Annotated in this window: 13 protein-coding genes; 5 read left to right on the top strand and 8 right to left on the bottom strand. The window is 46.0% G+C overall.

Annotation, left to right across the window (positions count from 1 at the left end; translation table 11 throughout):
- Positions 1 to 16 precede the first annotated feature (16 nt).
- Positions 17 to 940: a LysR family transcriptional regulator gene (locus tag ACOJRU_RS00610; RefSeq protein ID WP_421133136.1), complete on the bottom strand. Its 924-nt coding sequence runs from the start codon at positions 938 to 940 to the stop codon at positions 17 to 19.
- Between the two features lie 179 nt (positions 941 to 1,119).
- Between ACOJRU_RS00610 and ACOJRU_RS00605 the strand changes: the two genes are divergently transcribed.
- The gene (locus tag ACOJRU_RS00605) at positions 1,120 to 2,340 is read left to right on the top strand and encodes an acyl-CoA dehydrogenase family protein (RefSeq protein ID WP_421133135.1); all 1,221 of its coding nucleotides are present in this window, start codon (positions 1,120 to 1,122) and stop codon (positions 2,338 to 2,340) included.
- 86 nt (positions 2,341 to 2,426) lie between these two features.
- Here the strand turns inward: ACOJRU_RS00605 and ACOJRU_RS00600 are convergent, their stop codons facing one another.
- Positions 2,427 to 2,918 carry a hypothetical protein gene (locus ACOJRU_RS00600; protein WP_421133134.1) on the bottom strand — a complete coding sequence of 164 codons (492 nt, stop codon included), beginning with the start codon at positions 2,916 to 2,918 and terminating at the stop codon, positions 2,427 to 2,429.
- Between the two features lie 245 nt (positions 2,919 to 3,163).
- Between ACOJRU_RS00600 and ACOJRU_RS00595 the strand changes: the two genes are divergently transcribed.
- A complete protein-coding gene (locus ACOJRU_RS00595) occupies positions 3,164 to 3,736 on the top strand; it encodes an outer membrane beta-barrel protein (protein ID WP_421133133.1) in 573 nt (190 codons plus the stop codon).
- A gap of 67 nt (positions 3,737 to 3,803) precedes the next feature.
- Here the strand turns inward: ACOJRU_RS00595 and ACOJRU_RS00590 are convergent, their stop codons facing one another.
- A complete protein-coding gene (locus tag ACOJRU_RS00590; protein WP_421133132.1) occupies positions 3,804 to 6,521 on the bottom strand; it encodes a TonB-dependent receptor plug domain-containing protein in 2,718 nt (905 codons plus the stop codon).
- Between the two features lie 260 nt (positions 6,522 to 6,781).
- A complete protein-coding gene (locus ACOJRU_RS00585; protein ID WP_421133131.1) occupies positions 6,782 to 8,494 on the bottom strand; it encodes an amidohydrolase in 1,713 nt (570 codons plus the stop codon).
- Positions 8,495 to 8,718: 224 nt separating this feature from the next.
- Here ACOJRU_RS00585 and ACOJRU_RS00580 point away from each other — a divergent pair, with 224 nt between their 5' ends.
- From ACOJRU_RS00580 to ACOJRU_RS00570, 3 genes are all read left to right on the top strand, one after another.
- A complete protein-coding gene (locus tag ACOJRU_RS00580; protein WP_421133130.1) occupies positions 8,719 to 9,264 on the top strand; it encodes a heme NO-binding domain-containing protein in 546 nt (181 codons plus the stop codon).
- A gap of 7 nt (positions 9,265 to 9,271) precedes the next feature.
- A complete protein-coding gene (locus ACOJRU_RS00575; RefSeq protein WP_421133129.1) occupies positions 9,272 to 10,519 on the top strand; it encodes a sensor histidine kinase in 1,248 nt (415 codons plus the stop codon).
- Between the two features lie 124 nt (positions 10,520 to 10,643).
- Positions 10,644 to 11,045: a D-Ala-D-Ala carboxypeptidase family metallohydrolase gene (locus ACOJRU_RS00570; protein WP_421133128.1), complete on the top strand. Its 402-nt coding sequence runs from the start codon at positions 10,644 to 10,646 to the stop codon at positions 11,043 to 11,045.
- A gap of 36 nt (positions 11,046 to 11,081) precedes the next feature.
- Here the strand turns inward: ACOJRU_RS00570 and ACOJRU_RS00565 are convergent, their stop codons facing one another.
- Genes ACOJRU_RS00565 through ACOJRU_RS00550 form a run of 4 tightly spaced genes read right to left on the bottom strand, consistent with a single transcriptional unit; the run spans position 11,082 to position 14,457 of the window.
- A complete protein-coding gene (locus ACOJRU_RS00565; RefSeq protein ID WP_421133127.1) occupies positions 11,082 to 12,350 on the bottom strand; it encodes a HAMP domain-containing sensor histidine kinase in 1,269 nt (422 codons plus the stop codon).
- Positions 12,351 to 13,070 carry a response regulator gene (locus ACOJRU_RS00560; RefSeq protein WP_421133126.1) on the bottom strand — a complete coding sequence of 240 codons (720 nt, stop codon included), beginning with the start codon at positions 13,068 to 13,070 and terminating at the stop codon, positions 12,351 to 12,353.
- Positions 13,071 to 13,101: 31 nt separating this feature from the next.
- On the bottom strand, positions 13,102 to 13,530 hold the full coding sequence (locus tag ACOJRU_RS00555; protein WP_421133125.1) for a DUF3019 domain-containing protein: 429 nt from the start codon (positions 13,528 to 13,530) through the stop codon (positions 13,102 to 13,104).
- Between the two features lie 12 nt (positions 13,531 to 13,542).
- Entirely contained in the window at positions 13,543 to 14,457 is a 915-nt protein-coding gene (locus ACOJRU_RS00550; protein ID WP_421133124.1) for a MipA/OmpV family protein, read from the bottom strand.
- Positions 14,458 to 14,489: the final 32 nt, after the last annotated feature.

Genomic DNA, 14,489 nt, shown 5'->3' with positions numbered 1-14,489 from the left:
GTTATGCTAGCAGAAGTCAGGTGGTAAGACCAGATTCGGCGAACAACTGTAACACCAGTGATTTAAACCACAGTAACCCCGGCTCGCCTTCTTGTTGTTGATGCCAGTAAAGGTGCGTTTCTAGTGTCGGCATATCAAATGGTAGGGTAGCAACCGCTAAATGATTATCTGATAACACATTGGCTACCGAACCCGGCACGGTAAGCAGCGCGTGAGTCGTTGCTGCAACGTCGGCGGCGGCACGATAATTCTGACATCGCCACAATGACGGACGGCTAATGCCACGCTGTTGCAGTGCAATTTCTTCTACCGATGCGCCTTTAGCACGGTTTGACACACTAATGTGTCGCGCCGCCAAATAACGCTCTTTTGTTAACGAGCTGACTAACGGGTTATCTTGCTTCATTAGTACCCGGTAGCCGTCTCGGTGCAGTAAACAATGCGCAATAGGTAATGACACAGGGCGGCCAATATCAATCACTAAGTGCAAGTTACGGTTCGCTAAGTCGGCCGCCATGGTGTCTCTGTTAAGCCGAGTACTCACTAACTCGACATTCGGCGCCTCACGCTCGAGTATGGCTAACAGCGGCGGCAATACACCAAGCTCCAATGACTCTTGCATAGCAATAACAAAGCGCTGATGGCTTTGCATAGGATCGAAATATGAAAACTTCCCTAATGCTTGGCGAACCTGAGAAAGGGCATTTAAAATTGAAGGGGCTAGCCGTTCGCACGCCGCAGTAGGATGCATAAACTGTTTTTCACGTACGAATAGCGGGTCGTCTACCAAATCTCTAAAGCGCCTCATTGCATGGCTTACCGCAGATGGCGTTATATGCAGAGTTTCTGCTGCCCGCGTCATGTTTCGCTGTTGCCACAATGCCTCAAACACTTTAAGCAGGTTTAAATCGAGTTTTTCAAACTGTCTTTCATCTTGCATAGTTTATCCCCACGGCGTTAGCGCGTTACCCTGTCTCATCAACACGTTGTGAATACTATTCATACCTATTAGGGATAATATTTCATTTCATTCATACGTCAACCTTGTCTATGCTTTAACCATACGCAACGTATCGCAATGGTGTAACAGCACACCCCGCTTACAGATTGAGGATAGTCATGGATTTTTCACATAACGACCGTACAAAAGCATTGCTAGAAAAACTAGACGCTTTTATCGCCGAACATATCGCCCCGATTGAAAATGAGGTGTACGACTTTCATCATAAAGAAAACCACCACGGCGACTGGAAGCAGTGGAAACTTCACCCAGGTACTGAAGCATTAAAGCAAAAAGCCCGTGACGCAGGGCTTGCCAACCTATTTCTACCCGACGCTGAACTAGGTAAAGGGCTTACGACATTGGAATACGCGCCAATGGCAGAGCGCATGGGTAAATATTTATTTGCGCCTGAAATTTTTAACTGTAATGCCCCTGATACTGGCAATATGGAAGTGCTTTATCATTTCGGTAACGACGAACAAAAGAAGCAGTGGCTAACCCCGCTTCTTGCGGGTGAAATTCGTTCTGTATTCGGTATGACCGAACCAGACGTTGCCTCGTCTGATGCTACCAACATGGCGGCTACCATTATTGAAGATGGCGATGACGTAGTGATAAATGGCAAAAAATGGTGGTCGACAGGCTTGGGCCACCCTAATGCTGCCTTCACGATTTTCATGGGGCTGTCTAACCCTGAAAACGACAAGCACAGCCGTCATAGTATGGTGATAGTACCGCTAGATACACCAGGAATTACCATCACGCGTATGCTTGACGCGTACGGTGATTATGACGCGCCGTATGGTCATGGCGAGATGCATTTTGACAATGTACGTGTGAGCAAAGCCAATATTATAACGGGCTTGGGCAAAGGTTTTGCCATTGCACAAGGTCGCTTAGGCCCAGGCCGTATTCACCACTGCATGCGGGCAATCGGCATGGCAGAAAAGTCATTAGAACTAGCGCTTAAACGTGGTCACGAGCGTGTTGCTTTTGGCAAACCCATTATCCGTTTAGGGGGTAACTTAGAACGAGTTGCTGATGCTCGCATGGCGATAGAGCAAGCGAGATTACTTACCCTTCATGCAGCGTGGAAAATTGATAACTTAGGTGTGAAGCACGCCATGACAGAAATCTCGGCCATTAAAGTGGTGGTACCTAACATGCTGCAAAGCGTAGTAGACATGGCGCTGCAACTTCACGGCGGCGCCGGTATGTGTAGTGACTTCCCACTTGCGCGATTTGCCGCAGGTGCAAGAGCCCTTCGCCTAGCCGATGGCCCTGACGAAGTACACAAAGGTATGGTGTCGAGAATAGAGCTTAAAAAATATCAGTAGTAAAAACTAATACGAAAAATGCGGCTTGAAGCCGCATTTTTTATAGGTTCGATAAACACACGATGTGCTGGCTATGGAACGTTTTTTTAGTGATCTTTTCTCCCCTCAATACGCTCATAAATGGTATCTAATCGGGTAAAGCTTTCAAGAAGCTCAGGGTTAGTCATCACCAACGCTGCAACATGTTCGTAAGCCGCTTCTCGCTGATCTTTAACTAACCACCGCAACGTGTCGTCACTGGGCAGGCGGTTAAAATCGATACCAGGAAAAGGTGAAACCCGCTGTATCCATAATGCTCTGGCCTCTTTAACGTAACGAGGCTCGCAGTACTTTCTGGCTATTTGGCTTCCGATCGTCTTTCGCCATTTACAAATTACGTCGAACTGAGCTTGTTCATTAACACGGTTGTATAACAACAAAAAATCGGCTTTTGCCGCTTTAAACTCACGCTTTAATTGAGGCGTTGTCTTTTCTCCCATTACATCAATGGTTTCAACGCGACTGTCTCTATCGGGCTGCGCATAACACGTTGCAGTTAACACGACAGTAAAGAATGCTACCAGTGTTTTTTTAATCATAGTGTAACCCTCGTTGTTAATTACCCTTAAGCGTAGCAACAAAATGATTAAAACTTCATTAACGCTGTATTAAAAACACACAATTATTGATGAGCATTCATAATTTAATGCTGCAATACCAATAATTTACCGTTTGTTACATATGCCTACAGCTTTCTTACAGTTTGTTCATTGCCCGTTCAGCTAACCACCATTACTATGCCGCAAGCTGGTTTCCAGCATTTTTTAATAAAAGGATTATTTACATGAAACGTACTCTTTTAGCCCTAGCACTAGGCGCAGTATCAATTAATGCATTCGCAGCAGCACCTTCTTGGGACTATGTTCAAGCAGGCTATGTATCGACTGATTTCGACGATGCGGATATCGATTTCAAACCCTCTGGTTTCTCACTTTCAGGCGCAAAACTTCTTGGCGAAAACGTTTTTGTAACCGGTACTTATTCTCAGCAAAGCGATGATATATTCGGTGTAGATATCGATTTAGACATGGCTTCGTTAGGCCTTGGTTACCGTTACGCTTTAACACAGAACACTGATTTCTTTGGCGTAGTAAGCTATGAGAACATTGAAATTTCAGGCGCAGGTGAAAGCGAAGATGACAATGGTTACGGTTTAACCGCGGGTGTACGCTCAATGGTAACCGATAGTGTTGAGCTTCGCGGCGCAATTCGCCACCTTGACGTAGCCGACGACAGCGATACGTTCTTTGTTGCTGGTGCAGACTATTTCTTTAGCCCTCAGTTTGCTGTAGGCGTTAGCTACGAAACGTCTTCTGACCTAAGCTTCTTCAATGTAAACGCGCGTTATAATTTCTAATATAACCGCAAGCAACACAAACAAAAATGCCGCTTACTAGAAGCGGCATTTTTATTAAACGAGGCTATTAATATGCAAAACGTGCTTGCACGTACCACATCCCACCGTTAAAGCCGAATGGGCTAGCTTCAGAATAAAGCTGACCTAAACTGCCTGCACCTGGGTTTTCGTCTGGGTAAGTATCAAACAAGTTATTCACCCCTACTACCAAGTCTAGGTTTTCGTTGTACGAGTAAACCGCTTCAACATCAACCAGTACCGTTGCGCCAATACCGTTAACACCGTTACCTGTATCGTCCCAGCCACCATAGTAGCTTGCGCGCACGAGTGTTCTGATATTATCTTGCGTGTGTGTCCACGACACATTCGCGCGAGTATTTGGCAGCAAATCTTCAATAGCAGCTACACGACCTTCGCCAATCGGGTTTAATGTACCTACATCGTCTACTTCGGTTTCGTTGTAGTTTGCAGCAAGCGTTAAGCGTGAATCACCACCCCAAAGCTCGAAGCTATAGTTACCTACAATATCAATACCGCGCGTTGTAGTATCGAAGCTGTTCGAGAAGAATCTGAACTGCGACAAATCATCTAAACCAATAAAGTCTTGGCGATTAATGATGCCAGATGAGTCTAGCCCTGTTAACGCTTCAGATACGGTTGCGTAATTTGTACCGCCACCGGCAAAGTTCAATGCATCGAGGAAGTTAACATTTGCACCAAGTGCAACACGGTTTTCTAGCTCAATGTTGTAGAAGTCGACTGTCCAGCTCATGTCAGCAATATCAAGTGACATACCAAACGAGAAGTTTTTCGCTTCTTCTGGCCCTAAGTCTGGGCGACCATTACCTTGGCTTTCAATAAAGTCAGCCGCAAGTTGCCCCGCTGCCGACGATAACGGCAACGTACCTTGGTCAATCAATACACCTTGAACGTTTTGCGTGGTTACGTTGGTGATGTTTGCTTGGCCCGCTGTTGGTGCGTGGAAACCCGTTGAGTATGCACCACGAAGACGGAAATCGTCGGTAACGTGGAAAATACCTGCCAGTTTAAAGTCGGTCGTATCACCAAACTCGCTGAAGTCTTCACGACGAACCGCAGCTTGTAGCGTAAGTTGCTCGGTAACGTCAGCTTCTAAGTCGATATAAAACGCGGTACTGTCTTGAGACGCGCTGGTTGAACGTGGGAAACCACCAAAACCGTTAGAGCTTGATGAGAAGCCTTGGCTAGCCAATGGCCCTAACGCATAAGACGCTTCGTCGCCTGCGAATAAATCGAACTCTTCTTCACGGTATTCAGCACCAAACGCTACGTTTAGGTCTGACTCTAAGCCCACATCAACGCCGTATACAAAGTTAACATTAACCAAGGTTTCCGTTTGTTCCTGACCACCTGGCTTAAAGTCGCGCGGTGTGTCGGGGCCTAACGACGCGTTAATTGAGTTATTGATAAAGAAGTCAGTTCGGTTTGAACCACGCTGTGCACTGACATCGTAGTACAAGCCATTACCAATTGTTAAGTCGCCGCGCACACCTACGGTAAACGCCATGTCTTCATTGGTACCACCAAAACGCGGTACAAAACCGGTAGGAATAGTTTCAATGAAAGAGAAACAGTTAGCGTCGGCTTGTACTTGCGCCAAGAAAGCTGGATCTGGGAACACGTTGCCGTTACCGCCAATTGGAATACCGTCAATACAGCTTCCGCCTACGCCAAGACCATCTAAGTCACCAACAAGCACCGAGTGAACACCATCTGGATCGGCCATACCCGTAAGTGGGTCTACACGTGGACCAGCGTAAACACCACCACGCTGGTTACCTTCAGTAACTGGGTTACGGTAGAAGAAACCACCGGTAACCATACGCTCGCCGTAGTTACCAAACAGGTAAACCTCAGCGCTATCGCTAAGGGTGTACGCTGAGTTAATAAATAACTTCACGTCGTCTTCTACATCGGGCTGGCCCCAATACTGTGGCACTTGGTTTGTGTAGTTGTTAATGGTAGAAAAATCGGCCTGCGTTAAATAACCCGCCGATACCATACCGGCAACATCGTCACGCACAACAGAGCGGATAGTACCTTCTACATCACGCACTTCACCGGTAATGTTAATAAAGCCGTCGTTACCTAGTGCGAAACCCGCGTTTGCAGAGATAGTGTAGTTATCGCCGTCACCTTCAAACGTTGAACCGTAGTTAGCGCGGAATTCAAAACCTTCTGCGTTGTCACGAAGCAAGAAGTTAAGTACCCCGGCGATAGCGTCTGAGCCGTACTGTGACGATGCACCATCGCGCAATACTTCAACTTGCTTCAATGCAAGCGAGGGAATGGCAGAAATATCGACGCCTTGTGCGCCATCAGAAATACCACCACCTAAGAAAGAGATGATAGAGCCACGGTGTCTACGCTTACCGTTAACTAGCACAAGTACGTTATCTGGTGATAAACCACGCATGTTAGCCGGGCGAACAATGGTTGCTGCATCGCTGATAGGCTGCGTGTTTACGTCGAAAGACGGTACGTTAGTACGCAACATGTCTTGTACGTCTGACGATGAGTTTTGTCTAAACTCTTCACCCGTAATAACGTCTACTGGAACCGGAGAGTCTGCCGCAGAGCGATTGGTCATGCGCGTACCGGTTACAATAATATTCTCTAAGTTTGCTTCATCTTCCTGTGCAACAGTAGGTGCCGAAAGAACCGCAAGGAATGGTAAAGACCCAGCGACAATCGCAGAGGTTATTCGATTAAGTTTTTTACCCGCAGGTAAGTGACTAGTGTTCAATGTGTGTCTCCTTCAAGACTTGCGTTTCGAATTATTGTGTTTTTGATATTGAGCGAAGAAAACTGCGCGACAATAAAATGCTTATCGAAAGCATTAATTCGCACAGCTCTACTAATTTAGGATAATTTATCTAAAAAATCACGCAGAACAAACAATTATCACTAAAATTCTACACAGAAAACTAAACTTTAGGATAAAGAGGGCGAAAACCCTCTATCGAAGAGACGTTTAAAGACATTAAAAATATTAAATAATGGGCGCTACTGGCGTACAAAAACCTTTTTTCCGCCCACAATGGTCATGATTGTTTCTGCATTCAAAATATCTGCAGGCGCTGCCTTCATGAAGTCAGTATCAAACACGCTAAAATCAGCATATTTACCTACTTCAATAGACCCGTATTCGGCTTCTTGAAACGACGCATAAGCTGGCCATAAGGTAAACATACGTAGTGCATCTTCTCGTGACAACGCATATTCAGCATGCCAGCCATCACCGCGACTTCCATCTAGCCGACTGCGAGAAATAGCAGCATAAAACTCTATTCGTGGGTCGCCTACTTCTACCGGCGCATCTGACCCACCCACTACTTTGATGCCTTTATCTACAAGCGGCTTCCATGGATACGCATAGGTTAAACGTTCAGCGCCAAGGCGAGCTGGGGCAAAATTTAAATCGCCAATGGCATGGCTAGGCTGCATAGAAGCAATGATGCCCAACTCGGCCATTCTGGTTTGCTGTTGTGGGGGAATAATTTGTGCGTGTTCTAGCCGCCACCTTAAGTCTTGTGTTTGCCATTGTGCTTTAGGTAATGCTTTCCACGATTCTTCATACCAATCTAACGTTACTTTTAAGGCTCTGTCGCCAATAACGTGCGTCATTATTTGATAGCCGTTACGCAACGCTTCATCAAGTACTGGCATTAACTCGGTTTTCGTTGTGCGGTTCATAAAGCCACTGTGATCGGCATCTGAATAAGGGGCGAGCAGTGCAGCCCCTCTCGATCCTAACGTACCGTCGATAAACACCTTTATGGCATTAAGGTTAAACATATCATTAAGGGCTTTTTCGGCGCCGTGACTAAATAGGTAACTGGCGTCATCGATAGGCACGGCAATGTAAACGCGATGCAGCATGGCGTTGTTTTTCGCTAACTCACGAAGCTGCTCTACTTCACGAACTTTCATACCCGCATCGTGCGTGTGTGTCCAACCACGCGATACATTAACTTCCATTCCACGCCGCAAGTTTTCTTTAATGTACTCGTCTGACTCATGCGGAAGAATAGCCCTAAATTGGTCCATCGCGGTCGCCAAAATATAGCCGGTAGGCGTACCGTCGGCATAGCGTTCGAATTTGCCCCCCTCTGGATCGGGCGTATCCTTAGTTACACCGGCCATTGCCAAGGCTTTTGAATTAACCACCGCCGACACACCATCGGCTCGTGGCATAAACAGCGGTTTATTCTCAGTAAAAGGGTCGAGATCGGCCGCCGTTAAAAAGCGCTGCTCATCTTGCCATTCTCGTTCAATCCACCCGCGGCCTAATACCCATTCACCGCTAGGGACATTAGCGGCAAAGGCTTTAATCTTTTCAACCGTTTCTTGTAATGTAGGTAACCCAAATAAACTTAACGTACGTGTTCGCTTACCTACCCCTTCTAAGTGCTGGTGCGCGTCGGTAAACCCAGGGAAAACGGTGCTGCCCTTTAAGTCTATGGTTTCTTTTGCGCCACAGTACCAGCCTTTAGCCTGCTCTTCAGTGCCAACAAACGCCACTCGCCCGGCCTTTACCGCTACCACATCGGCCTGCCACTGCTGTGTATTGGCAGTGTAAATAACACCGTTATGAAGTAGTACATCAGACGCTTTGCAATTACTGTTTGGTGCAGTAACTAAAGGCTCACCCCATGCATTCGATGCAGTTAGGGCGATTGCCCCAACAAAGTATTTCAAGGCTGGAATTAGGTTCAATTTAGGCGCTTCCCTGTGTTTTGTGCGCGCAACGAATGGCACACGTTATTTGTAACCTACTCTTAGCATCCCCTCTTATGTTGGTCAAGCAACGTACAGATAGACACAAACCATAGTGCGTTTTAAGGGGCGCTTTTCTCTTTATTTTATTTTCAACAAAAGTTGGAACGCGTAATTTTTACGCTGTGCTATCTTTTGTTGAGATGTAGACGGAGGAAGTTCCTATGTACGGTATGGTTAATAAGTTTATTTCTACAACAGTAATAAACCGTTACGGCGAAGACGCTTGGAATAATATAAAACAGTCGCTAGGCGACTATGAATCTTCATTTATTGAAATGCAGCCCTACGGCGACGACGTAACGTTTGGGTTAGTGGGTGCCTCTGTCGAATATCTTGGTGTAGATTTGGCAACGTTTCTTCGTCAAATGGGTGAAGACTGGGTAAAAGAAACATCGCAAGGCAGTTACCATACTATGTATTCACTGGTTTCAGGCGGCGCGTTTGAATTTCTCTCTAATTTGAACGGTATGCACCAAGTATTATCAGCGCAACTAAAAGAGTTAGTGCCCCCCTCTTTCTTGTGCCAAAAGAACGATGACAACAGCATTACTATTCATTATTACTCTAGCCGAGATGGATTAGAGCCGTTTGTTGAAGGTCTGTTACTTGGCGTATGTAACTACTTTAACGAACCTGCAACCATTTCTCACTTAAGTACCAAAAACGACGATACACCTTTCAGTACTTTTCTCATTACGTTTAAGTAGGTGTAATTTGCAGTCTCATACTTTCCAACTTGATCTTAATGAACAGCTTTGTGTCACTCATTTTTCATCAGCATTTAGCAAGGTGTGTAAACCACTCCAGATAGGCACTACCTTTTCCCACGCGTTTTCACTGGTTGCGCCAAAGATACCGATAAGCAGCCAAGTTTTAACCATGTTTGATGGGCAGTTAGTCACTATCTCGCCAACGGATAATACAGATATTGTATTGGGTGGTACGTTTTATAAGACAGAAAACGGGTTTACCTTTCTTGGCTACCCTCAGTTAACGACCATGGGGCAGCTTGCCGAGATGGGCTTGTCGTTAAGCGATTTCGTAGGTCACGACCCAATCAATTTTTATATTGGTACGTTGCAGTTAAAAGCCAGCATGTACGAAGACCTCACAGCATTGAACAAAGAGCTAAAGGCAAGTGCTGAACATTTAGAGTCGTTGGTAGCGCTTAGAACAAAAGAGTTGCTGCAATCAGAAAAAATGGCATCGTTAGGTACGTTGGCGGCCGGGGTTGCGCATGAAATTAACAACCCTATTGGCTTTATAATGAGTAACTTATCTAGCTTAGACGGCTATATGAACAAGATTCTTCCCCTGCTTTCAGCACTGAACACCTTGCCTGATGAACAAAAAGCGCAGATAGAAAAGCAGTCTGGGACCATGGTTAATTGGAACGAGCTAGGCTTTTTAAGCGAGGACATTCCAGCGCTTATCGGAGAATGTGCTCAAGGTAGCCAACGAGTAAGTAAAACCGTTTCTGGACTGAAAAGCTTTGCACACCCTTCCGATTCAACACAGGAAAAAATTTCTCTGCAGTCCGCCATCGACCTTGCCATTTCTTTGGTTAACAACGAGCTAAGACATAATGCTAATTTGCAATACGAACCAGGCGAAGCATGCTTTGTTATGGGTAATTTAACCGAACTAAGCCAAGTTTTTGTTAACTTATTAGTAAACGCCGTGCACGCCATTAAAGAAAACGGAAACATTGCAATAAACATTGCACGCGCAGCTCGGGATATAACGGTGACGGTTTCAGATAATGGATGCGGCATTACACCTGAAAATATTGATAAGTTGTTTCAGCCTTTTTTTACCACAAAAGAAATTGGTACGGGCACAGGGTTAGGGCTAGCCATTAGTCATGGCATTATTGAAAATCATAAGGGTTCAATAACGGTTACAAGTAAACCCAATGAAGGCGCTTGTTTTACCGTTGTGCTTCCCGCTGCAACCTCATAAGTGCTGCACAGTACATGCAAACCGTAAAACAGTACGGCAGCGCATATTTGCTTTTTTTGTCCTCGGTTTATTATGATAGCGAAACGTTTGTAACGTAAAAAATGTAAGCAAAGGATTGCCAGGAATGCTAAAAAGCCCACGCCAAATGACAACGTCTGAGCGCAAAGCACGGTGGCCCGACTTTAGCGACCACGAACTGGCCTGCCAATGCTGCGGTGCGTTTTCACCAAGCAATGCGTTTACGTTACTGATGGACGACGCCCAAGCCTTTCGCCTTGAAAGTGGCAAGCCGCTGCCCATTAATAGCGGGTACCGCTGTACACAACACACTATTGAAAAAAAGAAAGCACAACCAGGTTCGCATAGCTATGCGGCCTGCGACTTCGGCGTTACCGGTGAAGATGCACTTCGCTTATTGCAGTTTTTTCTAAACCGAGGGTACGTGGGTATTGGCATTAATCAAAAAGGTGACAAACGGTACATTCACATTGATAGGCGCACGACTCCGGCACTGTGGAGCTATTAATGGTAGCCGATGCAACAAAACAAAAACGAGCCTGGCTTACGCCTTTTGAAGATGTACCTCAAACTTCGCGCCGCCAAGCGATTTAGAGTGGCCAATATCAATGCGGCCTTGGTGCCAGTCCATAACACGCTTTACAATAGCAAGACCGACGCCAAACCCTTTTTTATCTTTATGCTGGCCGCGTACAAACGGTTTAAAAATGCAGCTACGTTGTAATTCAGGCACCCCTTCGCCATTATCTTCGACTGTAATTTCATAACGATCGCTTTGTTCAATCAACGCCACCTGCACCTTTCCATTCCCATATTTCACGGCGTTTTGAAGCAAGTTATTCATGGCAATTTTCAAGTATCGTGCGTCGCCCTTTATCATGCATGCTGTATGACCGTGTGGGGTAAACACAATACCCTCTTGTTGCTGATTTATACAGGCAGAAAGTAAAGGTAAAAGGTCGATATTGCGCTTTTCCAAATTCAGCATGGTTTGATCCATACGGGCATACTGAAGCAGCGTTTCAACCAGCTCGACCATGGCGTCTAATTGCGTGTCTAAGCGCTGATGATATAGCTCTCGGGTATCGGGGTTGTCTTCTTCCCGCAGCGTGTCTAGCCCCATTCGAAGTTTTGCCAAAGGGGTACGCAGGTCGTGCGATACTGCCGTACTCAGCAGCTTTACATCCGACACCAAGTCTTCAATACGTTGCGCCATATGGTTAAATTCAGACTCCACGTCTTTAATATATGAGATAGAGCCAACCTGTATGCGCTGCCCTAAATCACCTTCGCCAAAGGCCTTTGCCGCCGCTCTTAATTTAAATAACCGCGCTAACAATGGCGTAAGCCAAATTATTAATATGCTGATAAGTAAGAAATAAAATAGCGACGTTAGCCAATACCGGTGGTTATTGGTCTCTGCTGGCTCGCCAGGGGGCGCGAATACAAGCAGAAGCAACTGATTACTAGCAGGTATACGCGCGTGTATCAGAATTTGGTTATCGCTTTGCAGGGTTAACGGTCTGCCTGCTTTTAGTACTGACAGCAGCTCGGCGGGCAACGCGAGTTGGTCAAGGTTCATCAATTGCAATCGGTAAACACCTTGCCATTGCTGCACTATGGTTTCGCGGTTTGGGGAAGTGCTCATCACAGAGGCTAAATTTACCGTCACCTGCTCTAGCGCCAACACTGTGTCGTTAGGGTGTTCATCTAGGCTGTGTTGATAAGACTGATATACCGTATCGAACAACCAACTAAGCCCGATGGTTGCCACCAAGGCCACCGCTACCAGCGACAACGACAAAAAGCGCATTTACCAATTATCCTTCGCAAATAAGTAGCCTTTACCCCAAATAGTTTTAATACGGTGAGGAGTTGCAGGATCATCGCCCAATTTCTTACGCAATCTAGACACCCTTAAGTCGATTGAACGGTCGAACCCGTCATAATCAAACCCTCGCAGTTCGGTGACTAATTCGTCTCGTGTTACCACACTGCCTGCTTTTTGCGCTAGCAACCACATAACGTCAAACTCGTTAGACGTAACACTAATGGCTTGCTGATTAAGCTGCACCGTACGCGCATGCTTATCAATAACCAAGCCCGATAGTGTAATGCGTGAGGCCGACAGGGTATGCATGCTAGCCTCAGTAGCAGTTTGTGTACGGCGAAGCTGCGTACGTATTCTGGCTAACAACGCGCGGGCGCGTATTGGCTTGGTGAGGTAATCGTCGGCACCCACTTCAAGCCCTAGCACTTCGTCTATCTCTTCATCGCGAGCAGTAAGCATAATAATGGGCCCTTTAAAGAACGGGCGTATGGCTTTGCACACATCCAACCCGTCGATATCAGGCAACATACCATCAAGCAGCACCACGTCTGGTGGTGTGCATTCTATACACTCAATGGCCTGCTGCCCTTGGCCCACAATAGAAACCGAAAACCCCTTATTCGACAGGTAATCTCCTGTCCATTGTGCAAGTTCATCATCATCTTCCACAATAAGAATATGTGGCTGAACGGTTGTGCTCATAAATAGCCTCTGCGTAAATTCCTTAATGGCGTCAAAATACTCGCCACGACACCACACTGCGTTTTTTCTTGTATACCCACGCCAGCTCCATTTCCGCGTGCGCTAATACTTTAGCGTCGCCGTGTTTTGTTAACGTGAATACAACATTTTCATCGGCACTAACTTCACCAGAAAACTGCCCGTTACGTACAGAGTTCCAACATTGTAAAGGCGCTGTTTGCGTATTACTTTTAAGGCAATAATGGCCCGGTTGGCTTGTGTTCCACTTAAGCTCAACATCGGCAAAGCACACCTGCCCTTGTCGCAGTGACACGCATTTTGTGGGTTGCAGTATTATGTTTGCACTAGCAGCGTGCTGTTGCGGCCCTTGCGGCACTGACTGAGCAAACGACACCCCGCTTAACCCCGTAAGCGCAACGACCACACTATGTTTTATAAAAGAGCGTTTCAGTAATATCATGATCACCCTCCTTTAAAACACATAGGTGAGTGAAAGGCCAAAAGAGTTACCTATTCTGTCACCTACAAATAAAGGGCTGTCTTTTGCTGAATCTGACGCCACGACATACTGAAAAAAGCCTCCAAACACCATGTGCTCGCTAATAGGGTATTCAAAGCCGACTTCACCATGAACGCTTATCCCACTGTCTGCTTCGTAGGGCGAAAAATATTCCGTTAAGTTATCGATATTCTCATCGTCAGCGACAATTTGTATAAGTAAGTCAGACAAGTTTTCGTCTACACCATAATAGTGATCTACGATACTTTCTGAGCGATAACGAACACCAATAGATTTATAGATATTCCAATTGCGGTATTGCCAGTCTTTTCGAATAGATGCCGAGGCTTCTACACCGCCTATTTCATCGCGAAAGCTGTAAGGGGTTACAATAAACTGCGTAAATAAGTCTTCGAAATAACCACTTGCTCGAAGCCCTAGGCGAAAGTCGCTTGCACGGCTAAAACTAAGTGTACCTTCTGGCGAAGCCGCATTATAAGAATTGCCTTGAGATGCATGAACCGCATAGAGATCGTAAGACCAATTCTGCGTGTTATAAAAATTGTAACCTAGCGACGCACCTGAGAACTGACCGTCAATTTGCTGCTGACTTCTGCCCGGGAATTCAACGAACAACCCGTACCACTGCGCTCGCAATTCGATATTTAAAAAGAAAAAATCGTCGTAGCTTTCATTAACGTTTAGGTTGCCGTCGATACCGCTTTGTTTCGCTAACCCGCCGCCAATACTAATAGCCGCAAAAACGCCATTATCTGAGCCAGACTCTGCGTTGCTAGTGTCGGCCACGGCCAATGTAGATAGTGCCCCACAGCAAAGCGCCATGGTAACGAGTGTGTTTTTCATTGTGTGTTGTAAAACGTGTTTCATCTGCGTTCCTCGCATCTTTTTTAGTAACTGAT

This window comes from Alteromonas algae (assembly GCF_049117195.1).
Classification (GTDB): Bacteria; Pseudomonadota; Gammaproteobacteria; order Enterobacterales; family Alteromonadaceae; genus Alteromonas.
The sequence above is the reverse complement of the archived record's forward strand: the minus strand, read 5'-3'. Positions and strand labels throughout refer to the sequence as shown.

Coding starts and splice junctions, on each gene's coding strand:
- ACOJRU_RS00610 (WP_421133136.1), bottom strand. CDS start 940: ATGCAAGATGAAAGACAGTTTGAAAAACTCGATTTAAACCTGCTTAAA.
- ACOJRU_RS00605 (WP_421133135.1), top strand. CDS start 1,120: ATGGATTTTTCACATAACGACCGTACAAAAGCATTGCTAGAAAAACTA.
- ACOJRU_RS00600 (WP_421133134.1), bottom strand. CDS start 2,918: ATGATTAAAAAAACACTGGTAGCATTCTTTACTGTCGTGTTAACTGCA.
- ACOJRU_RS00595 (WP_421133133.1), top strand. CDS start 3,164: ATGAAACGTACTCTTTTAGCCCTAGCACTAGGCGCAGTATCAATTAAT.
- ACOJRU_RS00580 (WP_421133130.1), top strand. CDS start 8,719: ATGTACGGTATGGTTAATAAGTTTATTTCTACAACAGTAATAAACCGT.
- ACOJRU_RS00570 (WP_421133128.1), top strand. CDS start 10,644: ATGCTAAAAAGCCCACGCCAAATGACAACGTCTGAGCGCAAAGCACGG.
- ACOJRU_RS00565 (WP_421133127.1), bottom strand. CDS start 12,350: ATGCGCTTTTTGTCGTTGTCGCTGGTAGCGGTGGCCTTGGTGGCAACC.
- ACOJRU_RS00560 (WP_421133126.1), bottom strand. CDS start 13,070: ATGAGCACAACCGTTCAGCCACATATTCTTATTGTGGAAGATGATGAT.
- ACOJRU_RS00555 (WP_421133125.1), bottom strand. CDS start 13,530: ATGATATTACTGAAACGCTCTTTTATAAAACATAGTGTGGTCGTTGCG.
- ACOJRU_RS00550 (WP_421133124.1), bottom strand. CDS start 14,457: ATGAAACACGTTTTACAACACACAATGAAAAACACACTCGTTACCATG.